This window comes from uncultured Sphingomonas sp., from assembly GCF_964235535.1.
Lineage (GTDB): Bacteria > Pseudomonadota > Alphaproteobacteria > Sphingomonadales > Sphingomonadaceae > Sphingomonas.
In genome coordinates this window covers 1-23,942 of sequence record NZ_CAXSBH010000046.1, presented here as the reverse complement: position 1 = coordinate 23,942, position 23,942 = coordinate 1, and the positions used below count along the sequence as shown (strand labels likewise).

Genomic DNA, 23,942 nt, shown 5'->3' with positions numbered 1-23,942 from the left:
GAGGGCCGGACCTCTCCGGGCGAGGCGCGCCCCTCACCCTGGCGCTGACGCGCCTGTCCCTCTCCCGCGAAAGCGGGAGAGGGCTATCAATCCATCCCCAACGCCTCCCGCGCCATCTGCTCCACCGCCGGATCCAGCGCCGGCGGGGTCATATCCACCGCCGCCTCCAGCCGATCCGCCACCGCCGTCAACGCCGCGATCCGCGCCGCCTTTTTGTTGTTCCCGTCGATCACGGTCCATCGCGCGACGTCCGTATCGGTCCGCGCGAACATCTCGCTCAGCGCCTCCAGATACTCAGGCCTTTTCGCCCGGTTGCGGTAATCATCCGCCCCTGTCTTCCACCGCTTCCACGGATGCTCCAGCCGGGCGCGCAATCGGTCGTCCTGCTCGGCCGCGGTCACATGGACGAACAACTTGACCACCGTCGCCCCGCTCGTCGCCAATTGCGCCTCGAACATGTTGATCTCGTCGTACCCGCGCCGCCACTCGGCCTCGCTCGCAAAGCCCTCGACTCGTTCCACCAGCACACGCCCATACCAGCTCCGATCGAACACCGCGATGTCGCCGGCCACCGGCAGCTTGGTCCAGAACCGCCACAAGAACGGCCGCGCCCGCTCCGCCTCTGTCGGCGCGGCGATCGGATGAACCTCGAAATGGCGCGGGTCCCATTCCGCCGTCAGCCGTTGGATGATCCCGCCCTTGCCGGCCGCGTCCCAACCCTCAAGCATGACGATCGCCGCCCGACCGTGGACGATATGCGCGACCTGGATGCGCGCCAGCCGCTCCTGCACCGCCGCGAGGTCGTCGGAATAGTCGCCGTCGTGCTTGGCTCCCCGCTCATACTCGCCTAAATCGATCATGACGTCGCCACCCATTTCGCCGCATTCAACAATTCGCTGTCCTACAAGCCGACGCGCGGCTTAGGGTCATCGAATCGGCTCTTTGACATCGTTATTCTCCGGCGGCGTAGGCGAGGTCGGACTCATCGGCCCTCGCTCGTACCATCACGCAAGTCGCCCGGCTGCATGGTGAAAGTGCGTTTCAGCGTTACTTTCGTTACCTTCGTTACCTTCGGCTCAGTAGGATCGTCCGATCAGCACCCGCTCGACGGCGAGCGCCCCCGTGAACACGCACAGGCCGTCATCGCACCCGGTCTGGCCCATCGGCGCGTTGCGGATCGTCAGCTTCAGCTTCTTCAGCCGCTCCACCACCGCATCCAGCGCCGAGCCGGTCGGCTTCGACCAGCGCACGTCCACCCAGCCCGGACTGCGCCGATCGCTCGCGAAGAAGGCCTCTACCCCAACCCAATCCTCGACCGGCGAGATGTTGGCGCGCAGCCGCTCGGTCGCCTGTGCGTGCAGCGTCGATTGAATGTCCTCCAACATCGCTCCTATGCCTTCCGCCAGCTCGCCCCGCGCGATCACCGCGCTGTCGAGTTTGCCATCGGCCCGATAGAGCCGGTCGCGCCGGATCACCGACACGTTGCCGCCCGCCACGTCGCGCCCGCCGACCTCGACGATGATCGGTGCGCCCTTCTTGACCCAACCCCAGCGCTTGGTCGCCGCCTTGGCGGGCTTCAGGTCCAGCAACGCCCGCACCGGCTCCTCGAGCGCGACCTGCCTCGCCAGCGCCGCCTGCAACTCGCGGCAGTACGCCACGACCGCCTCGTCATCCGGCCCGTCGCGCAGCATCGGCACGATCACCACCTGCCACGGGGCGATGCGCGGCGGGCAGCGCAGGCCGTCATCGTCGCCATGGACCATGATCACCGCACCGACCATCCGCGTCGACACGCCCCAGCTGGTCGTGTTGGCGAGCTCGAACTGCCCCTCGGCGTTTTGGAAACGGATATTCTGCGCCGACGCGAAATTGGTGCCCAGGAAGTGCGAGGTCCCGGCCTGGAGCGCCTTGCCGTCGCCCATCATTGCCTCGATCGAATAGGTCGCGACCGCGCCGGGGAACCGTTCATTCTCCGGCTTTTCGCCAGCTATCACATGCAGCGCCAGGCACTCCTCCGCGAACAGGCGGTACACCTCCAGCATACGCAGCGTATGCTCGCGCGCCTCGTCGGCCGAGGCGTGCGCGGTGTGTCCCTCCTGCCATAGGAACTCGGATGTCCGCAGGAACATGCGCGTCCGCATCTCCCACCGCACGACGTTGGCCCACTGGTTGATCTTGACCGGCAAGTCGCGCCACGACTGCACCCATCGCGAGAAAGCCGCGCCGATCACCGTCTCCGATGTCGGGCGCACGACCAGCGGCTCCTCCAGCTTGGCGTCGGGATCGGGTACCAGCCCGCCTTTGCCATCGGCGATCAGCCGGTGGTGCGTGACGACCGCCATCTCCTTGGCGAACCCTTCCACATGCTCCGCCTCCTTCTCGAAGTACGAGAGCGGGATGAAGAGCGGGAAATAGCAATTGTCGTGCCCTGTCGCCTTGATCCGGTCGTCCAGCAATCGCTGGATGCGTTCCCAGATGCCGTAACCCCACGGCCGGATCACCATGCACCCGCGCACGCCCGACTCCTCGGCCAGGTCGGCTTCGGCGATGACGCCCTGATACCAGGCGGCGAAGTCCTGTTCGCGGGTGACGCTGAGCGCATGTTTCATGGGCGGTGCGGATAGCGGCCGAGGCCGGACGCGTCACCCCCGGCTAGGCGCGTCGGCGACCCCGGCCTATGCGCGGCCCATGCCCGACACCCAGGACCGTATAGCCGCCGCCATCGGCCTCCGGCTCGTCTCCGTCGCATTGTTCGGGTTCATGAACGCTGGCATCAAGCTGGCCGAGGCGGGCGGCGCCACGTTGATCGAGATACTGTTCTTTCGCCAGTTCGGCGCGGCGTTGCTGATCACCGCCGTGATCATCGCCGGCCCCGGCCTGCGCAACGTCCGCACGAGCCGCCTGCCCGCGCATCTGCTGCGCGCGGCCGTCGGCTTGGCCGCGATGTTCTGCTTCTTCTCGGCGATCATGGCGCTGCCGCTCGCCGAGTCGACCGCGATCGGTTTCACCATCCCGATCTTCGCCACGATCCTCGGCGCGCTGGTGCTCAAGGAGCCAACCGGCCCGTGGCGCTGGGGGGCGGTCACTGGCGGCTTCGTCGGCGTGCTGATCATCACCCGGCCGGGCGTCGGCGACATACCTGTCCGGGGTGCCGGGCTCGCGCTGCTAGGCTGCCTGCTCACCGCCTTCGTCTCGATCCTACTCCGCCGCATGGGCCGGACGGAGCCGACGAGCACCACCGTCTTCTGGTTCTCCGTCCTGTCGTTACCGCCGCTCGGGCTGCTCTACCTGTTCGCCGCGCAGCCGCACGTACCGCTCGTCTGGGCCTATCTGCTCGGCATCGGCTTTCTCGGCGGCGCGGCGCAGTTCGCGATGACAGGGTCGCTCCGGTTCGGCCCCGTGTCGGTCGTGGTACCGATGGATTATTCCAGCCTGCTCTGGGCGACGGCGCTCGGCTGGCTCCTGTTCGGCGCACTGCCCGCACCGGCCACCTGGGTCGGCGTGCCGATCATCATCGCGAGCGGCCTTGTGATCGTATGGCGCGAGCGCGTCCGCCACCTCCGCGCCATCGCCACCGCCACCGCCATCCCTTGAGCCCGCCGCACCGATCGGCCACGCTCACGCCCATGCGCAATCTCCTCCCGCTCGCCCTCCTGCTCGCCGCCACCCCGCTTCCGTCCGAGGACGCGAAGTTCGCCGCTATTTGGCAAACGGAATGGAACTGGCGGATTGCGGAGCGCATCGCGGACGACGACCCCACGGCGGTGAACCCACGTTTGTCCGATCCCTCGGCTGCTGCCCACGCTCGCCGGGCGGCCTATTGGGCGGATATTTCCCGTCGCCTGGACGGCGTCGTCGAGACAAGACTCTCCCCCTCCGCCCGCATCGATTTCGAGGTCTATCGCAACCAGATCGCGACCTTCCTCGACGAAGAGCGGTTCCGCGAATGGGAGAAGCCCGTCAACGGCGACAGCGCCTTCTGGTCCGACCTGCAAGGCGGCGCGCGCGGCAGCTTCGCCCGCGGCGAGGCCGATTACCGCGCGTACTTGTCGCAGCTCGCCGACCAGCCTGCCTACATAGACGCGCAGATCGCCAATATGCGCGCGGGCCTCGCGCGCGGCTTTACGCCGCCCGCGATCGTCATGACCGGCCGCGACCGCCCCGTCGCCGTGGTCGCGGAAGCGACTAACCCAGCCGCCACCGTTTACTACGAGCCGTTCATGAATCTCCCCGCCACCCTTACCGAAACGACCCGGCGCGACCTCCAGGCGCAGGCTCGCAGCGTTATCGCCGGCTCGGTGATCCCCGTCCACCAGCGCCTGCTGATTTTCCTGCGCGGAAGCTACTTTCCCGGGCTGACCAAGACACTCGCCGCCGAGGCTTACTCGAACGGCCCCGCCTACTACCGCTCCCGCATTCGCGCCTTTACCACGCTCGACCTTTCCCCAAACCAAATCCACGCGATCGGCCTGGCCGAAGTCGCCAAGATACGCGCCGAGATGGAGGTTATCCGCCGCGAGGTGAAGTTCGCCGGCGACCTTGCCGCCTTCCTGACCTTCCTGCGCACCGACCAACGGTTCTATGCCAAGACCCCGGACGCGCTGCTCAAGGAAGCCGCCTGGCTCGCCAAGCGGTTCGACGGCATGGCCCCGCGTTGGTTCGGTCGCCTGCCGCGCGGTCGTTTCGCGATCCGCCCGGTACCGGACGACATAGCGCCGTTCTACACCGCCGGGCGCGGTGGGCCTGGCGCGTATCTGGTCAATACCTACGACCTTCCCAGCCGCCCGCTCCTCCAGCTTCCCGCGTTGACCCTGCACGAAAGCGCGCCCGGTCACTCGTTCCAGATCTCGCTCTCCGCCGAAAATAAGGGCCTCCCGCCCTTCCGCCGCAACAGCTACATCTCGGCTTACGGCGAGGGTTGGGCGCTCTACACCGAGCGGCTCGGCGACGAGATGGGCTTCTACCGCGACCCGTATGAGCGGTTCGGGATGCTAAGCTATCAGATGTGGCGCGCTGCGCGGCTGGTGATCGACACCGGCCTGCATTCGAAAGGGTGGAGCCGCGACCGAGCGCTTGACTATTTCCGCGACAATACCGCGCTGTCCGAACGGGAGATCACTACGGAGGTCGACCGCTATATCGGTTGGCCTGGTCAGGCGCTGAGCTACTATCTCGGCCAGCTCGCCATCCAGCGCGCCCGCGCCAAGGCGGAGAAGGCGCTCGGGGCCAGGTTCGATATCCGCGCCTTTCACGACACCGTGCTGGCGCTCGGCTCCGTCCCGCTTCCGGTCCTTGAAGGGCAGATCGACCGATTCATCGCGGCTGGCGGGCCGAGCCCCTATCCTCCTTTTTAGCCCTCTCCCGCGAAGGCGGGAGAGGGCTAGAAGAAGAGCTACTCCGCCGCCTGCGCGAGCGGCGGTTCTCGCCATGTCAGTACGGGCTTCCGAGCAGCTTGTGTTTCGTCGAGCCGGGCGCGGGGGGCGAAGTGCGGGGCGCTCTTGAGGCTCGCGTCGCCCGCCTTTGCGCGCTCGGCCACGGAGCGCAGCGCGCCGATGAATTGGTCGAGCGCCGCCTTCGACTCGGTCTCGGTCGGCTCCACCAGCATCGCGCCGTGGACGACGAGCGGGAAATACACCGTCATCGGGTGGAAACCCTCATCGATCAGCCCCTTGGCAACGTCCAACGTCGAGAAGCCGTCCGCCAGATTGTCGTCGGAGAACAGCGCCTCGTGCATGCACGGCCCCGAGCCGGCGAACGGCGCGTCGAGCACGTCCTCCAGCGAGCGCAGCACATAGTTGGCGTTGAGCACCGCGTCCTCGGCGACCTGCCGCAAGCCGTCGCCGCCGTGGCTCAGGATGTAGGTTAGCGCGCGGGTGAACATCCCCATCTGCCCGTGGAACGCCGTCATCCGGCCAAAGCTGTCGGGATGACGCTCGCCGACGGTATCCTCTTCGACCAGCGTGATGTGTCCGTCGGCATAGCGTTCGGTAAATGGTAACGGCCCGAACGGACTTAGCGCCTCCGACAGCACCACGGGCCCGGATCCGGGCCCGCCGCCGCCATGCGGCGTGGAGAAGGTCTTGTGCAGGTTGATGTGCATCGCGTCGATGCCGAGGTCGCCCGGTCGAACTCGCCCGACGATCGCGTTAAAGTTCGCGCCATCGCAATAGACGTAACCACCCGCCGCGTGGACGGCGTCGGAGATCGTCTTCAGGTCGCGTTCGAACAGGCCGCAGGTGTTGGGGTTGGTGATCATCACCGCCGCGATGTCGGGGCCGAGCCGCGCTTTCAGCGCCGCCGTGTCGACGCGGCCCTCGGCCGTCGCCGGAATGTCCTCCACCGTGAAACCCGCGAAAGCGGCGGTGGCGGGGTTGGTGCCGTGCGCCGATTCCGGCACCAGCACCACCTTGCGATGACCCTCGCCCCGCGCTTCGAGCGCCGCCTTGATCGCGAGCATTCCGCACAGCTCGCCGTGCGCGCCGGCCTTCGGCGACATGGCGACGCCGTGCATGCCGGTCAGGTCGATCAGCCAGAAGGCGAGTTCGTTGATCACGCCCAGCGCGCCCTGCACCGTCTCGACCGGCTGCAGCGGATGAATGTCCGCGAACCCCGGCAGCCGGGCCATCTTCTCGTTCAACCGCGGATTGTGCTTCATCGTGCACGAGCCTAGCGGGAACAGCCCGAGATCGATCGCGTAGTTCTGGCGCGAAAGCCGGGTATAGTGCCGGACCGTTTCCGGCTCGGACAGGCCCGGCAGGCCGATGGGCCGCTCGCGCGACAGCCCGCCCAGCCGGTTCGCACCCGCTCCGATCTCGGGCAGGTCGACGCCGGTCGTCTCGTCCGACCCGATCTCGAAGATCAGCGCCTCCTCCAGCATCAGCGCCTTATTGCCTGTCGAGGTTCGAAAAATCTCGAAAGTCGCATGGTCAGCCCCCTTTTCGGGGTTAACAATTTCCGGCCGCCAGCCGCTTGGGTTCATGTTCATGCCGCTAGCACCTCTTCCAGGCTGTAGGACAGCGCCTCGATATCGTCGGGCGTGGTCGTCTCCGTCACGGCCACCACCAGCCCGTTCGCAAGCTCGTCGACCCCGGGATAGAGCCGCCCGAGCGATACGCCCGCCAGGATGCCTCGGTCGGCGAGCGTCCGAACCACCGGCCTCGCCTCTGTCGGCAGCTTCAGGGTGAACTCGTTGAAGAAAGCGTCGTTGACCAGCTCGACGCCGGGAACCTTCGCCAGCCGCTCGACCGCGGCGACCGCGCCATGATGGTTGAGCATCGCGAGCCGCCGCAAACCTTTTTCACCCAGCAGCGTCATGTGAACCGAGAAAGCGAGCGCGCAGAGGCCGGAGTTGGTGCAGATGTTGGATGTCGCCTTTTCGCGGCGGATATGCTGCTCGCGCGTCGACAGGGTCAGCACGAAGCCGCGCCGCCCGTCCGCGTCCACCGTCTCGCCGCACAGCCGCCCGGGCATCTGGCGGACGTATTTCTCCTTGCACCCGAACAGCCCGACATACGGTCCGCCGAACTGGAGCCCGACGCCGAGCGACTGACCCTCGCCGACCACGATGTCTGCATCCATCTCGCCGGGCGAGCGGATCGCGCCGAGCGCGACCGGCTCGGTCACGACCGCTATCAGCAGCGCCTTTTTCGCGTGGCAGGCCGACGCAAGCTCGGACAAGTCGGCGATGCGGCCAAGGATGTCGGGATATTGCACGACAACGCAGCTGGTCTCGTCGTCGATCTCCGCGATCAATCGCTGGATGTCGGTCTCGGCAACCAGCCCAGGATCGGCCGTGTCGAGCACGTCGCCGGTATACTTCGCCATGGTCTTGGCGACCGAGACGTAATGCGGGTGCAACCCCGCCGACAGGATGGCGCGCCCACGCTTGGTGATGCGCCGCGCCATACCGATCGCCTCCCAACAGGCGGTCGAGCCGTCATACATCGAGGCGTTGGCGACATCGGTGCCGAGCAGCCGCGCGACCTGCGTCTGGAACTCGAAGAGCATCTGCAGCGTGCCCTGCGCGATTTCGGGCTGGTAGGGCGTATAGGCGGTGAGAAACTCGCCGCGCTGGATCAGGTGATCGACGGAGGCGGGCACATGGTGCCGATACGCGCCGCAGCCCAGGAAGAAGGGCACCTCGCCCGCGACGGTGTTCTTGCGGGCGAGCGCGTTCATGTGCCGCTCGACAGCCAGCTCGCTCGCATGATGCGGCAATCCGCGAACCGGGCCGTCGAGCCGCGCCGCCTCGGGCACGTCGACGAACAGATCGTCGATCGAGCCGACGCCTATGACGGACAGCATGGCGTCGCGGTCGGGCTGGGTCAGGGGTAGGTAGCGCATCGGGTGTTCCTAATTATCAGAGCTTCGCGACGAACGCCTCGTAGGCGCGCTCGTCCATCAGTTCCTCAAGCTCGCTCGGGTCGGACAGCGTGATGCGGAAGAACCAGCCCTCGCCTTCCGCGTCCGAATTGACCAGCGACGAGTCGTCGTCGAGTGCCGCGTTGCCCTCGATCACCGTCCCGCTCGCGGGCGAGTAGACGTCCGACGCCGCCTTGACCGATTCGACCACCGCGGCCTCGTCGCCCTTGTTCAGCTCCTTGCCCTCCTCGGGCATGTCGACGAAGACGATGTCGCCGAGCTGGCTCTGCGCGTACTCGCTGATGCCGACGGTGCCGATGTCGCCGTCGACATCGATCCATTCATGGTCTTCGGTGAAGTAACGGCTCATGTGACGGCTCCTGCGCGGACGTAGTTGTGGGGAACGAAGGGCATGGGCGTTACGGTGGCGCGGTGAAGCTTGCCGCGCTGGGCCAAAGTGATGACGGTGCCGGGAACGGCCCTCGCCGCGGGAACGTAAGCCATCGCGATGGCGAGCCCAAGCGACGGCGCGAAGCCGCCGCTGGTGACGCGGCCGACCTCGGTCGCGTCATCGTCCACCACACCCGCGCCTTCGCGGACCGGCTGGCGTCCCTCGACGATCAGGCCGACGCGCTTGACTATGGCGCCCTGCTCGCGCTCGAGCAGGATGCGGGTGGCGCCTGCGAAGTCGCCCGCCTCGCGCCGCCGCTTGGACAGGGCGAAGCCGAGATCGGCCATGACGGGCGACGTTTCGGGATCGAGATCGTGTCCGTAGAGCGGCAGTCCGGCCTCGAGCCTGAGCGAGTCGCGCGCACCAAGGCCGATCGGCTCGACCTCGGGTTCGGCAATCAGCGCGTCGGCCAGCGCCTCGGCGGCGTCGGCGGGGACCGATATCTCGAACCCGTCCTCGCCGGTGTAACCCGATCGGCTGATCCACAGCGGCGACCCACGCCATTCGAACGCGCCCGCCGTCATGAAGACGAGGCGTTCGACGCCGGGCACTAAACGCCCGAGGGCGTCGACCGCGCGAGGCCCTTGCAGCGCAAGCAGCGCCTGATCCTCCATGAGGTTGATCGTAACCTCGTCGGGCATGTGGTCGAGGAGATAGGCGACGTCGTCATACTTGGTCGCGCCGTTGACGACGACGTACACGCCGTCCTCGCGGCGCGTCACCATCAGGTCGTCCAAAATGCCGCCATTGTCGGCGAGCAAGAGCGAATAGCGCATGCGGTTCACGCCTAGCCCGGTCACGTCCCCCGGCAGCACCGCCTCCAACGCCCGGTCCGCGCCTTCGCCCGTGAACAGCATCTGGCCCATATGGCTGACGTCGAACAGCCCGGCCTGCGTACGGGTCCAAAGATGCTCGGCCATGATGCCGGCATATTGGATCGGCATTTCGTAGCCGGCGAACGGAACCATGCGCGCACCGCGTGCGCGGTGCCACGCGTCGAGCGGCAGGAGCTGGGGCGATAGCTCACCGCCGTCCTCATCACCGCTGAACTCGGTGCCGCGCGCGCCGTGTTCGGTAGGGCCGCCATGTACCGCTTCGCTCACCGGCTCACTCCGTATCAAAGGGCGGATAACAGGCGGAACGCTCCGCCCGCCTACCGTTCCCCCCTCTGTCACGGAACCTGAGAGCTTTCGCCGGGCGGACCCGGCTTACCCCTTCGGTGGCCACCGCTCGCGCGGGCGACGCTTTCCAGAGTGTCACGAGGCCCGCGCGGTCCCTGGTGCCTGAGAGATTCCGGGGTGGTTGCTCCTTCGGCGGACACTGTAAGTGCCACTCTCCCGCGCGCGCCCATCCCGGTTGCCCGGCATCGACCCGCACGGCTCTGGCGGCGCGCGGAAGACGTGTCAACGCCCGGCGGTCACCCGCTCAACGTGTCGCGTTGTAGCGCAGCTGCTCGTCGGTAAGCTGGAAGCCGACCAGCGCCTCGAAGCTGGCCGACAGCACGGCCTGGCGCACCTCGGGCTGGGTAAGCGGATCGACGGCGGCGTCCTCGTCGCCCGCCTTGCGGCGGCGGGTGAGCTGGCGGCGTATGTCGGGCGGCAGCGTCGCGGCGGCGCGGCTGACGTAGGAGGTGGCCTGCGCCCGCCCGGTCGCCCGCGTTTGCCCGGCCGGGAAATCGACAGCGACGCGCCCGATCCGCTTGGCCGTTACCGCGCTGCCGCCGCGCACGATCGCGATATAGTATGGCAGCACGACCTGGCGCGCCCCGTCGCCGCGCGCGCGGCGGGCGAGCACGTCGAAGGTCAGGGTGGTCGCGATCTGATCGCCCGCGTCGTCGCAGGTGGAGCGCAGGTTCGTCAGCACCGCCGACACGTCGATCGCGGACTGGTCGCGGCTCGCGGGCGGATCGAAAACGGTGACGTCACCAGTGCCTGCCGCTACGCCCACCGCGGGGCAGACGGACCGCACCGCGCTGATCCCGCCGGTCGCGTCGATCTCGCCGGTCCGGGCGCAGGCGGCGAGCGGCAGGGCCGACAGCAAGGCGATGATGAGCGGTGGCTTCACTGGTCGGGCACTCTTTTCATAACGGCCTGCCTCTTAGGAACCGCCTTCCGCGCGCGCAAGCAATGGCGTAGAGAGAGGGCCCGTGACCAAGCCCATCCTGCAGCTATTGATCGCCGCGCCGCGCGGCTTCTGCGCCGGCGTCGACCGAGCCATCCGCATCGTCGAGCTCGCGATCGAGAAGCACGGCGCGCCGGTCTATGTCCGCCACGAGATCGTCCATAACCGGTTCGTGGTGGACTCTCTGCGCGCCAAGGGGGCGGTGTTCGTCGAGGAGCTTGACGAGGTGCCCGACGCCGCGCCGGTCGTCTTCTCCGCGCACGGCGTGCCCAAGTCTGTGCCCGCCGACGCGGAGAGCCGCGGGCTCGCCTATCTCGACGCGACCTGCCCGCTCGTCTCCAAGGTGCACCGCCAGGCCGAGCGGCTGGTGGCGGCGGGGCGACATATCGTATTCATCGGCCATGCCGGGCATCCCGAGGTGATCGGGACGTTCGGGCAGGTGCCCGAAGGGTCGATGACGCTGGTGGAGACGGTCGAGGACGCGCTGGCGATCCAGCCGGTCGAGCCGGATGCGCTTTCCTTCCTGACCCAGACGACGCTGTCGGTCGATGACACCGCCGAGATCGTCGCCACGCTGCACCGGCGCTTTCCGGCGATCGACGCGCCGCGGGGCGAGGACATCTGCTACGCCACATCGAACCGGCAGGCGGCGGTCAAGGCGATCGCGGGTCGGTGCGACGCGGTGCTGGTGATCGGCGCGCCCAACTCGTCCAACTCGGTCCGGCTGGTCGAAGTCGCGGAGCGCGAAGGGGTGCGGGCGCAGCTGATCCAGCGGGCGTCCGAACTCGATTGGGCGTTCCTGGAAGGGGTGGGAACGCTCGGCATCACTGCGGGGGCGTCGGCGCCCGAGCTGCTGGTGCGCGAGCTGGTCGAACGGCTGGGCGAGCGGTTCCAGGTGGTCGAGCGCGAGGTGGAGACGACGCGAGAGACGATCGCCTTCAAGCTGCCGCGCGGGCTCGAAGCCGCGGCCTGATGGCGGTCTACACGGCGGTGCCGGCAGAGGCGCTGCGGCGGTTCATGGCGGGGTTCGAAACGGAAGAACCGTACCTGTGCAAGGGGATCGCCGAGGGGGTCGAGAACTCCAACTTCCTGGTGTTCACAACTGCCGGGAAGTACATTCTTACACTGTATGAGAAGCGAGTCTCGGCGAACGACTTGCCGTATTTTCTGGATCTGATCGAGCATCTGGCGGAGCGCGGCCATCCGGTGCCGCGCGCGGTGGCGGACCGGCGGGGCGAGCGGGTGCATGTGGTCGAGGGACGGCCCGCCTGCCTGATCGAGTTTCTGCCAGGCGTGTCGGTGACGACGCCCACGCCCGCGCAGGCGCGGGCGGCCGGGGAAGCGCTGGGGCGGATGCACGGGTCGCTGGCGAATTTCGGGGGCGCGCGTCCGAATGCGCTGGGCGTCGAGGCTTGGCGGCCGTTGCTGGAACGGTGCGGGGCGCGGATGGACGAGATCGCGCCGGGGCTCGGCGAGCGGGTGTCGATGGCGCTGGGGCGAGTCGAGGCGGCATGGCCGCACGGGCTGGCGCGCGCGACGATCCATGCTGACCTGTTCCCGGACAACGTGCTGATGATGGGCGACGAGGTCACGGGGCTGATCGATTTCTATTTCGCCTGCACCGAGGTGCGCGCGTACGATCTGGCGGTGACGCACTCGGCCTGGGCGTTCGATGGATCGGGCGCGCGATATGACGAGGAAGTCGGGCGGGCGTTGGTCGCCGGGTACGACGCGGCTTTTCCGCTCGGCGCGGATGAGCGGGCGGCTTTTCCGGTGCTGGCGCGCGGGGCCTGCATCCGGTTCCTGCTGACGCGGGCATGGGACTGGTTGAACACGCCGGCCGATGCGCTGGTGACGCGTAAGGATCCGCTCGCCTATCTGCGGCGACTTGAACGATATGAGATGGGGAATGTGTTCGCGTGACGGTTGAGACTTTGCCGATTGTCGAGATCGCAACCGACGGGGCGTGCAAGGGCAATCCGGGGCCGGGCGGCTGGGGTGCGCTGATCCGATCGGGCACCACGGAGAAGGAGCTGTCGGGGGCCGAGAACCCGACCACCAACAACCGCATGGAACTAACCGCGGCGATCCGGGCGCTGAGCGCGCTGACGCGACCGTGCGCCGTCAAGCTGTCGACGGACAGCCGGTATGTGATGGATGGGCTGACCAAGTGGATCCATGGATGGCGGCGCAACGGTTGGCGGACGGCGGACAAGAAACCGGTCAAGAACGCGGAGTTGTGGCAGGCGCTGCTGGCGGCGGCCGAGCCGCACCGGATCGAGTGGGTGTGGGTGAAGGGCCATGCGGGGAACGCGGACAACGAGCGGGTGGACCGGTTGGCGAGCGACGCGGCGGTGGGGCGGTCGGCTTAGCCCTCTCCCGCTTTCGCGGGGGGAGGACCGGCGCGTAGCGCCAGGGTGAGGGGCGGGCCTCGCCCGGACAGGCCCGGCCCTCACCCTCGCCGCGGCTTCGCCACGTCTTTCCCTCTCCCGCGAAAGCGGGAGAGGGTTAGTGTCAGAAGCGGTTCGGGTTGTAGCGGTCGGGGTCCAGGCCGTCGGGCGTCGTCCTCCCCAGGATGAGCGCGGCGCACAGCCTGGCGGCGGCGGGAGCGGTTTGGATGCCGAAGCCGCCTTGGCCGGCGCACCAGAAGAAGGCGGGTTGGGCGGGGTCGAAGCCATATACCGGCAAGCGGTCGGGGGCGAAGGAGCGCAAGCCCGCCCATTTGCGCTCGACGGCGGCGACGCGCCAGTCGACCACGCCCTCGAACCGGTCGATCGCGATCGCGACGTCGAGCTCGTCGGCGGCGGCGTCGCAGGGGTCGGTGGGCGTCTCGTCGTGCGGGCTGAGCCATAGGCGGCCGCCGGGCTCGGGCTTGAAGTAGAAGCGGCCGGCGATATCGGCGACGTGCGGCAGGTCGGCGGGCGCGCCGGGGTCGGTGCGGAGCTGCGCGATCGTGCGGCGGTAGGAGCGGATGCCGAGCGAGCGCACCCCGGCGCGCTCGGCCACGGTGTCGGCCCAGGCGCCGGCCGCGTTCACGAGCAGCGTGGCGGCGACCGCGCCAGCGGGTGTGTCGATCCGCCATCGGCCTTCGGCGTGGCTGGCCAACGCGACGCCCGCATCCGTCATCACGACCGCGCCCGCACGCCTGGCGACGGCGAGCCGGTCGGCATGGAGCGCGGCGACGTCGATATAGGCGCAGGTCCGTTCCATGACGCCGAGCGTCCAGGCGGGGCGCAGGCCCGGTATGATCGTCGACGGATCGATGGGCATTAGCGCGACCCCGCTGCCCTCGAACGCACGCAGGAAGGAGTCAATGGCCGCGCCGTCGTCCGCGCGGCCGATATGAGCAGAGCCGAGCGGCTGGAGAAAGCCGCCGTCGCGCAGCGCCGGGCCGGACGCGGTGGTGAGCGGCTGGACGCCAGGGCCACCATAGGTCTCCGACCAGAAAGCAGCCGAGCGCCCGGTCGCGTGATAGCCCGCGACCGCCTCCGATTCGAGCAGGACGATGCGGGCGTGCGGCGCGAGCTCGGCGGCCAGGCTGGCACCGGAGATGCCGGCGCCGACGATCGCGATATCGTACGCCGGCGTCATGCGGGCGCGTGCCGGTCGAGGAAGGCGTCAATGGCGGCTAGCGCCCGGTCGCGGATGGGATCGACCTCGCGCAGGATCTCGTGCGCCGATTCAGGGCCAAAGCGCATCAGCTCTCCCCGGGGCAGGCGCGCGGCGACGCGGAGGGCGGCGCGGGCGTCGACCAGGCCGTCACGGTCGGCGACGAGGGTGAGGACCGGAACGGCCAGCGCGTCCAGGCGCGGATCGGCCTCGAGCGCGGCGGTGGACCTGAACGCTTCGGCAAGCCAGGCCCAGCTCGGCGGGCCGAGGCGGATTGAAGGCGTCCGTTCGTACCACCAGCCCTCGTCGGCGTAGCGGTCGCCGTCGCCGGTCAGAAGGCGTTGGCGGCTGACGAGCGAGGCGGGTCGCTCGTTGCCCCGCCAGGCGGCGCGCGCGGGGTCGCCCCGCCCGGCGACGAAGCGAGCGATCCGGCCGCCAAGCCTCGCGCCCAGCGGCGACCGCAGGCCCAGCATCGGCGCAACGAGGACCGCCGCATCCGGCGCGACCGAGCCGTCGACCATCGCGCGCAGCAGCAGGTGGCCGCCCATCGAATGGCCGATCGCGACACGTGGGCCGCCCTCCCCGTCCCCCTCGCGCCACAATGCAGCGAGGTCGGCGACGTAGGGCGTGAAGCTGCTCGCGTGGCCGACATGCGGGTCGGGGGACAGCCGCCCCGAACCGCCCTGCCCGCGCCAGTCGAACGACGTCACCGACCAACCGCGCGCGTGAAAGTGCGCGAACGTCTCCAGATACTTCTCGATCACATCACCGCGTCCACCCTGGAAAAGCAGGCGGCCGCGTCCGACCGAAGAGGGCCAGTCGAAGCGGCGCAAGGACCAGCCGTCCGGCGCGCGCCAGTCCGACAGGACGGCGGCGTCCGGCAGCCGGCGGCGATGGTGGGCGTAAGTTTGGGCCGGGGCTGACATGCGAAGACATGGTTACGATTTTGAAAGCCGGCCCGTCTAGCGTGATGGGATATGGGATTGGGTCAGATCATGCTCGCGGCGTTGCCGGTCGTCCTGGCGGTGCTGCTGTTGTCGGCCGGGATCGAGGATGTGCGCGTCCGCGAGATCGCGAACTGGAAGAACGCGGCCATCGCGCTGCTCGCGCCCGCCTGGTGGTGGACGACCGGCCTGGGCCTGTGGCCGGAGGTAGCGTTGCAGGTCGGCGTCGCGCTGGCTGTGTTCGGGCTGTTCACGGGCGCGTTCGCGCTGGGCATGATGGGCGGCGGCGACGTCAAGATGATCGGGGCGCTGGCGCTGTGGTTCCCGTTGACTGTCCTTCCACAGATGCTGGTGACGATGTCGCTCGTGGGGGGGGCGATCACGGTCGCCATGCTCATCGAACGCAAGTGGCGCAAGCATGAGATCGAGGTGCCGTACGGCGTGGCGATCGCGGTCGCGGGGCTGCTGGCGCTCGGCGAACCCGTTCTTAACCAAATGGCGGCTAGATGAGCCGCATGGATAACGACGCGCTCCGAAAGGCACGAGTGAAGCATGGATAGTCGCAAGGTCCTACTGCTGGCGGGCGCCTTGATCATCGCGGTGGTCACGGCATTCATGGGCCGCAGCCTGTTCTCCGGGAGTCCCGCCCCCGTGGCGGTCGCCGCACCCGTCAAGATCGATGGCCCCGAAGTGCTGGTCGCGACGCGGGCGCTGTCCGTCGGCACGATCCTGGACGCCACCGCGCTGAAGTTCCAGCCCTGGCCCAAGGAGCTTGTCGACAACGCCTATTACCTCAAGGAAAAGACCGACATGGCGTCGCTTCTGGGTACGGTGGTGCGCAACCAAATAACGGCCGGGCAGCCGGTCACGCAGGGCGCCCTGGTCAAGCCGGGCGACCGCGGCTTCCTAGCCGCGGCGCTCGGGCCGGGCATGCGGGCCGTTACCTTTCCGGTGTCGGGCGCGAGTTCGGTATCGGGGTTCGTTTTTCCCGGCGACCGCATCGATTTGGTGTTGACGCAGGAGGTCAAGGGCGGCGGCGACGGCGATCCGCTGAAGGTTTCCGAGACGGTCATGCGCAACGTCCGCGTGCTCGCCACCGACCAGCGCACCGACAACACCGAGAGCGAGGACGGCAAGACGAAGGTGACCACATTCAACACGGTCACGGTCGAGGCGACGCCCAAGATCGCCGAGCAGGTGGCGGTGGCGCAGACGGTCGGATCGTTGTCCATCTCGCTCCGATCAATCGCCGACGACCGCGGCGAATTGGAGGAGGCGATCGCAAGCGGCGCGGTCAGGGTTCCCGACGGCATCGATCCCAAATCCGAGCGCGCGATGCTGTTGAAGGTGGCGAGCCAGCCGCAAACGGGCAATTCGACCTACGCTACGGGAGCCGACGTATCGCGCTTCCAGCGGCGCAGCGTGCCCGGCAAGGCGGCCTCGGAAGGACCCGCCATGGGGCCGATGGTCGTCTCCCTTCCGGCCGCGCCCGTGCCCGTCGTGCGGATCGCACGCGGCAACAACGTGACCATCGTTCCGGCGGGGGGAAAGTGAGCATGTACTTCGCAACCGATCACGGCCGGCCGCTGGCCGCCATCATGGCCGCCGCGCTCCTCGTCGGGGCCATCCCGGGCGGGGCGCAGACCCTGGCACGGCATTCGGCATCGGCGGTGTCCGCCGGCGCGACCGTCGTCCAGATCGCGACGGGGCGCGGACGGCTGATCACGCTGGCGCAGCCGATGAGCGACCTGTTCGTAGCCGACGAGAACGTCGCCGACGTCCAAGTGCGGTCGCCCACCCAAATCTACGTCTACGGCAAGAAACCGGGCGAGACCACGGTGTCGGCGACGACCAAGGGCGGCCAAGTGGTGTTCGCCGCCACCGTGCGCATCGGCAATAATTTCGACTCGCTGGGCGGGATGCTGGCGATGGCGATGCCCGACGCCAAGATCACCGCCACGCCCATGAACGGCCTAGTGCTGCTGACCGGAACGGTCGCCGCGCCCGAGGATGCCGCAGAGGCCGAGCGGTTGGTCCAGGCGTTCGTCGGTGAGACGACCAAGGTGCTGTCGCGCCTGAAGACGGCGACCCCGCTGCAGGTTAATCTGCAAGTGCGGATCGCCGAGGTCAGCCGCAGCTTCGTGAAGAATGTGGGCGTCAACCTGACCTCGCTCGACCGGAGCGGCGGGTTCCTGTTCGGGATCGGGTCCGGTCGAACGCCGGGCACGATCACACCGGGCGCGAACGGCACGGCTTTTCAATTTCAAAACGGTGCGTCGCGCACGACGCTGGGCCTGGCGGGCAACCTGCTGGGGCTCGACCTGCTGGCCGCGATCGATCTGGGGGAGACGATCGGTCAGGTGACGACGCTCGCCAACCCCAACTTGACTGCGCTGTCGGGCGAGACGGCGACGTTCCTGGCGGGCGGCGAGTTCCCGATCCCGATCAGCCAGGGGCTGGGCGCGGTGTCGGTCGAGTATAAGCAGTACGGCGTCAGCCTGGCCTACACCCCCACCGTGCTGTCGGACGGGCGCATCTCGCTTCGCGTCCGGCCGGAGGTGTCGCAGCTGACGTCGGAAGGGTCGGTGCAGCTGAGCGGCACGACGATCCCGGGCCTGACCACCCGGCGCGCGGAAACGACGCTGGAGCTGGGATCGGGCCAGAGCATGATGATCGGCGGGCTGCTGCAAAATAGCCACAACAACTCGGTCGATAAGACGCCGGGCCTGGGCAGCATCCCGATCATCGGCGCGCTGTTCCGGTCCAACGCCTTTCGGCGGAGCGAGACCGAGCTGGTGATCATCATCACGCCGTATCTGGTCAAGCCGGTCAACAACGCCGCCGACATTGCGCTGCCGACCGATGGATACCAGGCGGCGAGCGACGTGCAGCAGGTGCTGCTGGGCAAGATCGACGGCGGTTACGGCGGCGGACGTCGTCCGGTGCCGACGGTGGCGGGTCCCGGCGTCCCGCCCACGATCGGAGCGGCTGCTCCGGCCATGCCATTACCGACCGCCGACCGGCCCCGGCCCGCGACCCGGTCGCGTCCGGGCAAGCGCGACGTCGCGCCCGGCTTTTCCAACTGATCTCGGCCAAGCGAGGACCAACCCATGCTGACACGCCCTCTCCTCCTGGTCTCCGCCGCGGCCGCGCTCGCGCTCGGCGGGTGCCGAGGCACCGAGAACCGCGGGCTCGAAACCGTCCACCAGCCGGTCGTCGAGCGCGCCGACTATCTGCTCGACCTGCAGACGACGGGCGACGCGCTGGCCGACGGCGAGTCCGCGCGGCTGGCCGGGTGGTTTGATGCGATGCGGTTGAGCTACGGCGACCAAGTCTCGGTCGACGACGGCGGTGGAGGCTATGGGGCGCGCGCCGAGGTCGGCGGGATCGTCGCGGGATATGGGCTGCTCGTCGCCGACGCCACGCCCGTCAACGCTGCGCCGGTCGCGCCGGGTACGGTTCGGGTCGTGGTCGGGCGCCGGCGGGCGTCCGTGCCGGGCTGCCCCGATTGGAGCCGCGACGCGTCGCTCGAGATCGGGAGCAACACCTCGTCCAATTACGGCTGTTCGGTGAATGGCAGCCTGGCGGCGATGATCGCCAATCCGGCAGACCTGGTGCGCGGGCGCACCGGTCCGGCCGCGACCGATCCGCTGCTGTCGACCAAGGCGATCGAATCGTATCGCAAGGCGCCGGCAACCGGCGCGTCGGGGATCAAGCCCGAAAAGGCGGGAGCCAAATAATGAACGCACCCTGGAAGCCCGCAGGCGCGGGCACGCGCGAGCCGTTCATGGCCTTCGTATGCGACGACACCACCGCCGACGCGGTTCGGCCGGTCGTACTGGACCTCGGATGGAATCCGGACAAGGTCAACAAGGGAGGTTTGCGCAACGCGGTGCAGACTCTGTCGGTCTCGGCGAGCCCGCACGTGCTGTTCGTCGATCTGTCCGAATCGGGCGACCCGATCAACGATATCAACTCGCTGGCTGAAGTGTGCGAGCCCGGTACGGTGGTGATCGCGTCGGGGCAGGTCAACGACGTCCGACTGTACCGCGACCTGGTGGCCAGCGGTATCCAGGATTACCTGCTGAAGCCCTTGACGCCCGACATGATGCGCGATGCGTTCGGTAGCGCCCAGGCGATGCTGAACGCCCCCCGGCATGTCGAAGCGGGAGCGGAGCGGGCGCATTGTTCGGTGGCGGTGATCGGCACACGCGGTGGGGTGGGCGCATCGACGTTGGCGACTTCGCTCGCCTGGCTGGTTTCGGATAAGCATGGACGGTCGACCGCGCTGCTGGACCTGGATGTTCACTTCGGCACGGGGGCGCTTTTGCTCGATCTGGAGCCAGGGCGTGGACTAACGGACGCAATCGAGAATCCGAGCCGGATCGATGGGCTGTTCATCGAGCGCGCGATGGTGAAGGCGTCGGAGAAGCTGTCGGTGCTGTCCGCCGAGGCACCGATCAATTCGCCCATCGCGTCCGACGGGTCCGCGTTCTACCAGTTGCAAGAGGAGATGCGCGCCGCGTTCGAGGCGACGATCATTGACCTGCCCCGTGCCATGCTGGTCCAATATCCACATCTGATCAGCGACGTGCAAGTCGCGGTGCTCGTCACCGAGCTGACGCTGGCGTCCGCCCGGGACTCGATCCGCGTGCTCGCTTGGCTCAAGTCGAACGCTCCGAACACGCAGGTGGTCGTGGTCGGGAACAAGATGCCTACCAGCCGCGAATACGAGATCAGCCGCAAGGACTTCGAGAACACGATCGAGCGCACGGTCGAGTTCGTGATGCCATACGACCAGAAGCTGTCGGTGCACGCGGCCAAGCTGGGCAAGCCGTTGGTCGAGGCGAACAAGGGCAGCAAGACAGTCGCGCCCCTGTTCGAACTGGCGGTACGCGTGCTGGGCATGGTCGATCTGGGCGAGTCGGACGACACGGCGGTGGCTGGCAAGAAGAAGGGCAAGCCCGCCGGCTCCAAGAGCGGATTCAGTTTCAAGGGCATGCTGGCCAAGAAGCCCGGCAAATGAGGTTCCGTTCGAGCCAGGGAGCGATCGAATGATGTCGACGCCGATCATGCTGGCCGCGCTGGCGGCGGTGCTCGTGCTCGGCGGCATCGGCTATGCGAGCTTCGGCCGCGCGCCGCTCCGGACGCAAGCCCGGCGGCTATCCGCCGTGCGGGCTCGGCATGGCGAGGCGCGCGTAGTCGCGATGGACGTGCAGATGCGCCGCGTTGCGATGTCGCGCGCAACCAAATCGGACCTCGCTTTCGGCCGACTGCTGCCCCGCCGCGCCGAGCTCGCCAAGCGCCTCGCCATGACGGGCAGAAACTGGACGGTCAGCAAATACGGCTATGCGTCGGGCGGGCTGGCGATCGGGGTGGGTTTGTTCATGCTCCTGTACGGGCTACCGACGCTGCTCGCGCTCTTCGCGGCGGTGCTGCTCGGCGGCGGACTGCCGCACCTCGTCGTGGGCTACATGATCGGGCGGCGCGTGGGCAATTTCACCAAGAAATTCCCCGACGCGATCGAGCTGCTGGTGCGGGGGCTCCGCTCGGGCCTGCCGATCTCCGAGACAATCGGTGTGGTCGGGCACGAAATCGCCGGTCCGGTCGGCGAGGAGTTTCGATCCATCTCCGACAAGATGAAGATCGGCAGGTCGATGGATGCGGCGTTGCAGGAGACTGCCGACCGGCTCGGCACGCCCGAGTTCCAGTTCTTCACCATCACGATCGCTATCCAGCGCGAGACCGGCGGCAACCTGGCGGAGACGCTGTCGAACTTGGCCGAGGTGCTGCGCAAGCGCGCGCAGATGAAGCTGAAGATCAAGGCGATGTCGTCCGAGTCCAAAGCGTCGGCCTACATTATCGGCGCTTTGCCCTTCATCGTGTTCGTGATGATCTATTACATCAACACGGCATATATGAACCAGTTTTTCGTCGATGAGCGGTTGATCGCGGTCGGTCTGGGTGGGTTGGTGTGGATGGGCATCGGGGCCGGGATCATGGCCAAGATGATCCGGTTCGAAATTTAAGGACGGATAGGTATGGGGACGGGCCAAGCGCCGACGCTGCTCGGCGTGGACGTAACTTGGGCGGTGACGGGCATCGCGGGCGCGGTCGCGCTGGGCGTGCTCGCGATGTTGTGGGGAGCGCTCACGATCCACGATCCGATGGCCAAGCGCGTCAAGGCGCTGGCGGAACGGCGCGAGCAGCTGAAGGCAGGCATTACCGCGTCGACCAAGCGCCGCGCCAAGCTGGTCCAGCGGAACGACACGACCGACTGGATCCGTGGCACCCTGAAGTCGATGAAAGTTCTTCAGGACGATCAGGTCAAGCAGGCGCAAATTAAGCTAATGCAGGCGGGTATCCGATCCAAAGACTGGGCGGTCGCGGTGATCTTCGGTCGGATGGTGCTGCCGATCGTGCTCGGCGGCGGCATGGCGTTCTGGGTCTACGGCACCGAATATTTCGCCGATTGGACGACGCTGAAGCGGTACGGCCTGGTCGCGGGCTCGCTGATCCTGTCCTACAAAGCGCCCGACATCTTCCTGAAGAACAAGATCGCCAAGCGGTCGGATGCGATCCGCAAAGGTCTGCCCGATGCGCTCGACCTGCTGGTGATCTGCGCGGAGGCCGGCCTGACGGTCGATGCGGCATTCCACCGCGTGGCCAAGGAACTGGGTCGCGGCTATCCCGAACTCGGCGACGAATTCACGCTGACCGCGATCGAGCTGGGTTTCCTGACCGAGCGGAGGACGGCGTTCGAGAATTTGGCGATGCGCGTCGATCTGGAGGCGGTTAAGGGTGTCGTCACCACCATGATCCAGACGGAGAAATACGGCACTCCGCTGGCGTCGGCGCTGCGGGTGCTGTCGGCCGAATTCCGCAACGAGCGCATGATGCGCGCGGAGGAAAAGGCGGCGCGGCTGCCCGCCATCATGACCGTGCCGCTGATCATGTTCATTCTTCCGGTGCTGTTCATGGTCATTCTGGGCCCGGCGGCCTGTTCCATCTCCGATACGATGTCGAGCGGATCACTGTAAACGGGGAAACCCTGACCGGCATGGTTCGTTGTCTTTCCGTAACAGGAGGACTGCCATCATGCTCACGACACCCTCGGACTGGATCGCGCTGGCGCTGGCGCTGCTGGGCGGATTGCTGCTGGGACTGGCCTTTGCGCCGCGCGGGCGCAAATGGCAGGACCGGTACGTGACCGAGCGCGACGCGCATGCGGCATTCCGGCGGGACTCGGAGTCGCGGCTGGCGGGGTCGGACGCGCGCATCCGCGAGATGGAGACGGAGCGGACGCGGTACGCCGGGTCGGATGCGCGGATTGCCGAGCTGGAGCGTGAGCGGGAGGCGCATGCGGCGGAACTGGCCCGGGAACGCGAAGCGGTGTCGCTGTCGCAGGCGCGGGCGACGGAGATGGAGCGCAATCAGGCTCGGCCAGCGGCGGACCCGAGGATCGCCGAGCTGGAGCGGGACCGGGTGTCGCTGGGGCGAGCGCAGGGACGTATCGCGGAACTTGAGCGTGAGAATGCGCGGTTGAGCCAGGGAGCGGGCGTGGCCGCGCCGGTCGTCGCATCGGTCACCCCCGGCACGCGTCGGGTGATGGGCGAGCGGTCCAAAAGCAGTTGGTTCGATTTTGGTCCGAGATCGGACCCGCGCGCTCACCCGCGGGACTGACGTATTGGCGTTCTAAGGCACTGAACTAAACCCTCTCCCGCTTTCGCGGGAGAGGGAAAGACGTGCGTAGCACGGCGAGGGTGAGGGTCGGGCCTCCGCGGCGAGAGGTTGGGCCCTCACCCTGGCGCTGACGCGCCTGTCCCTCTCCCGCGAAAGCGGGAGAGGGTTTAGCGGCGCAGGGCGGCTTGGGCGGCGGCCAGGCGGGCGATGGGTATGCGGTAGGGGGAGGCCGATACGTAATCGAGCCGCACCTGCTCGCAGAAATCGATGCTGGCGGGGTCGCCGCCGTGTTCGCCGCAGATGCCGAGTTTCAGGTCGGGGCGGGTGGCCCTGCCCCGCTCGGCGGCGAGGCCGACGAGCTCGCCCACGCCCTCGATATCGAGGCTGACAAAGGGATCCTTGGGGTAGATACCCTGTTCGACATATTCGCCGAGGAAGCGGGCCGCGTCGTCGCGGCTGACGCCTAGCGTGGTCTGGGTCAGGTCGTTGGTGCCGAACGAGAAGAACTCCGCGCCCTGGGCGATGTCGCCGGCGCGGAGCGCGGCACGGGGAAGTTCGATCATGGTGCCGACGAGGTATTCAAGGCGGCGACCGCGTTCGGTGAATACGGCGTTCGCAACGCGGTCGATGACGATTTTCATCAGGTCGAGCTCGCGGGCGGTCGCGACGAGGGGGATCATGATCTCCGGGATGGGCGCGTCCCCGCTGGCCTCAGCGACGTCGAGCGCGGCCTCGAAGATGGCACGGGCCTGCATCTCGTAGATCTCGGGATA

Annotated in this window: 23 protein-coding genes and 1 riboswitch; of the genes, 13 read left to right on the top strand and 10 right to left on the bottom strand. The window is 67.9% G+C overall.

Features of this window, described 5'->3' with window-relative positions; all coding sequences use genetic code 11:
• Positions 1-86 precede the first annotated feature (86 nt).
• Together ACFE7F_RS12490 and ACFE7F_RS12485 are read right to left on the bottom strand one after the other, a co-directional pair.
• Entirely contained in the window at positions 87-860 is a 774-nt protein-coding gene (locus ACFE7F_RS12490) for a polyphosphate kinase 2 family protein (RefSeq protein WP_375404180.1), read from the bottom strand.
• A 216-nt stretch (positions 861-1,076) separates the two neighbouring features.
• Positions 1,077-2,609: an aminoacyl--tRNA ligase-related protein gene (locus tag ACFE7F_RS12485; RefSeq protein ID WP_375404179.1), complete on the bottom strand. Its 1,533-nt coding sequence runs from the start codon at positions 2,607-2,609 to the stop codon at positions 1,077-1,079.
• Between the two features lie 79 nt (positions 2,610-2,688).
• Between ACFE7F_RS12485 and ACFE7F_RS12480 the strand changes: the two genes are divergently transcribed.
• Together ACFE7F_RS12480 and ACFE7F_RS12475 are read left to right on the top strand one after the other, a co-directional pair.
• Entirely contained in the window at positions 2,689-3,594 is a 906-nt protein-coding gene (locus ACFE7F_RS12480; RefSeq protein WP_375404178.1) for a DMT family transporter, read from the top strand.
• Positions 3,595-3,626: 32 nt separating this feature from the next.
• Entirely contained in the window at positions 3,627-5,354 is a 1,728-nt protein-coding gene (locus ACFE7F_RS12475; RefSeq protein WP_375404177.1) for a DUF885 family protein, read from the top strand.
• A 38-nt stretch (positions 5,355-5,392) separates the two neighbouring features.
• On the opposite strand, the gene gcvPB is transcribed toward ACFE7F_RS12475, so the two are convergent.
• The 5 genes from gcvPB to ACFE7F_RS12450 form a co-directional block, all read right to left on the bottom strand.
• Positions 5,393-6,985: an aminomethyl-transferring glycine dehydrogenase subunit GcvPB gene (gcvPB, locus tag ACFE7F_RS12470; RefSeq protein WP_375404176.1), complete on the bottom strand. Its 1,593-nt coding sequence runs from the start codon at positions 6,983-6,985 to the stop codon at positions 5,393-5,395.
• Positions 6,982-8,343, bottom strand: a complete 1,362-nt coding sequence (gcvPA, locus tag ACFE7F_RS12465) for an aminomethyl-transferring glycine dehydrogenase subunit GcvPA (RefSeq protein WP_375404175.1) — start codon at positions 8,341-8,343, stop codon at positions 6,982-6,984. The genes gcvPB and gcvPA overlap by 4 nt, the downstream gene beginning before the upstream one ends.
• 16 nt (positions 8,344-8,359) lie before the next feature.
• Positions 8,360-8,731 carry a glycine cleavage system protein GcvH gene (gene gcvH / locus ACFE7F_RS12460; RefSeq protein ID WP_375404174.1) on the bottom strand — a complete coding sequence of 124 codons (372 nt, stop codon included), beginning with the start codon at positions 8,729-8,731 and terminating at the stop codon, positions 8,360-8,362.
• Positions 8,728-9,819, bottom strand: coding sequence for a glycine cleavage system aminomethyltransferase GcvT (gcvT, locus tag ACFE7F_RS12455; protein WP_375404181.1), 1,092 nt, complete (start codon positions 9,817-9,819; stop codon positions 8,728-8,730). Before gcvT ends, gcvH begins: the two co-directional genes overlap by 4 nt.
• A 253-nt stretch (positions 9,820-10,072) precedes the next feature.
• A riboswitch (glycine riboswitch) is annotated at positions 10,073-10,162 on the bottom strand.
• 75 nt (positions 10,163-10,237) lie between these two features.
• Entirely contained in the window at positions 10,238-10,876 is a 639-nt protein-coding gene (locus ACFE7F_RS12450; protein ID WP_375404173.1) for a hypothetical protein, read from the bottom strand.
• An 82-nt stretch (positions 10,877-10,958) separates the two neighbouring features.
• Between ACFE7F_RS12450 and ispH the strand changes: the two genes are divergently transcribed.
• The 3 genes from ispH to rnhA are packed head-to-tail and all read left to right on the top strand — an operon-like array spanning position 10,959 to position 13,305.
• Positions 10,959-11,906, top strand: a complete 948-nt coding sequence (gene ispH, locus ACFE7F_RS12445) for a 4-hydroxy-3-methylbut-2-enyl diphosphate reductase (RefSeq protein ID WP_375404172.1) — start codon at positions 10,959-10,961, stop codon at positions 11,904-11,906.
• Positions 11,906-12,856 (top strand): homoserine kinase, encoded by a 951-nt coding sequence (thrB, locus tag ACFE7F_RS12440; protein ID WP_375404171.1) that lies wholly within the window; start codon positions 11,906-11,908, stop codon positions 12,854-12,856. Before ispH ends, thrB begins: the two co-directional genes overlap by 1 nt.
• Complete coding sequence (rnhA, locus tag ACFE7F_RS12435; protein ID WP_375404170.1) at positions 12,853-13,305, top strand: ribonuclease HI; 453 nt, start codon at positions 12,853-12,855, stop codon at positions 13,303-13,305. Before thrB ends, rnhA begins: the two co-directional genes overlap by 4 nt.
• 142 nt (positions 13,306-13,447) lie before the next feature.
• Here rnhA and ACFE7F_RS12430 read toward each other — a convergent pair whose 3' ends face one another.
• Both ACFE7F_RS12430 and ACFE7F_RS12425 read right to left on the bottom strand, forming a co-directional pair.
• Entirely contained in the window at positions 13,448-14,524 is a 1,077-nt protein-coding gene (locus tag ACFE7F_RS12430; protein WP_375404169.1) for an NAD(P)/FAD-dependent oxidoreductase, read from the bottom strand.
• Positions 14,521-15,468, bottom strand: a complete 948-nt coding sequence (locus ACFE7F_RS12425; protein ID WP_375404168.1) for an alpha/beta fold hydrolase — start codon at positions 15,466-15,468, stop codon at positions 14,521-14,523. Before ACFE7F_RS12425 ends, ACFE7F_RS12430 begins: the two co-directional genes overlap by 4 nt.
• Positions 15,469-15,519: 51 nt before the next feature.
• Between ACFE7F_RS12425 and ACFE7F_RS12420 the strand changes: the two genes are divergently transcribed.
• Genes ACFE7F_RS12420 through ACFE7F_RS12385 form a run of 8 tightly spaced genes read left to right on the top strand, consistent with a single transcriptional unit; the run spans position 15,520 to position 23,169 of the window.
• Complete coding sequence (locus tag ACFE7F_RS12420; RefSeq protein ID WP_375404167.1) at positions 15,520-15,996, top strand: prepilin peptidase; 477 nt, start codon at positions 15,520-15,522, stop codon at positions 15,994-15,996.
• A gap of 42 nt (positions 15,997-16,038) precedes the next feature.
• On the top strand, positions 16,039-17,040 hold the full coding sequence (gene cpaB / locus ACFE7F_RS12415) for a Flp pilus assembly protein CpaB (RefSeq protein WP_375404166.1): 1,002 nt from the start codon (positions 16,039-16,041) through the stop codon (positions 17,038-17,040).
• Positions 17,041-17,042: 2 nt separating this feature from the next.
• Positions 17,043-18,572, top strand: coding sequence for a type II and III secretion system protein family protein (locus ACFE7F_RS12410; RefSeq protein ID WP_375404165.1), 1,530 nt, complete (start codon positions 17,043-17,045; stop codon positions 18,570-18,572).
• 24 nt (positions 18,573-18,596) lie between these two features.
• A complete protein-coding gene (locus ACFE7F_RS12405; RefSeq protein ID WP_375404164.1) occupies positions 18,597-19,226 on the top strand; it encodes a CpaD family pilus assembly lipoprotein in 630 nt (209 codons plus the stop codon).
• Positions 19,226-20,512, top strand: coding sequence for a CpaE family protein (locus ACFE7F_RS12400; RefSeq protein WP_375404163.1), 1,287 nt, complete (start codon positions 19,226-19,228; stop codon positions 20,510-20,512). The genes ACFE7F_RS12405 and ACFE7F_RS12400 overlap by 1 nt, the downstream gene beginning before the upstream one ends.
• Before the next feature lie 28 nt (positions 20,513-20,540).
• Positions 20,541-21,515 carry a type II secretion system F family protein gene (locus tag ACFE7F_RS12395; protein WP_375404162.1) on the top strand — a complete coding sequence of 325 codons (975 nt, stop codon included), beginning with the start codon at positions 20,541-20,543 and terminating at the stop codon, positions 21,513-21,515.
• Between the two features lie 12 nt (positions 21,516-21,527).
• Complete coding sequence (locus ACFE7F_RS12390) at positions 21,528-22,526, top strand: type II secretion system F family protein (protein WP_375404161.1); 999 nt, start codon at positions 21,528-21,530, stop codon at positions 22,524-22,526.
• A gap of 58 nt (positions 22,527-22,584) precedes the next feature.
• On the top strand, positions 22,585-23,169 hold the full coding sequence (locus ACFE7F_RS12385; RefSeq protein ID WP_375404160.1) for a hypothetical protein: 585 nt from the start codon (positions 22,585-22,587) through the stop codon (positions 23,167-23,169).
• A 167-nt stretch (positions 23,170-23,336) separates the two neighbouring features.
• On the opposite strand, the gene ACFE7F_RS12380 is transcribed toward ACFE7F_RS12385, so the two are convergent.
• Positions 23,337-23,942 (bottom strand): putative PEP-binding protein (locus ACFE7F_RS12380; protein ID WP_375404159.1); only part of this gene is annotated, 606 nt, incomplete at its 5' end.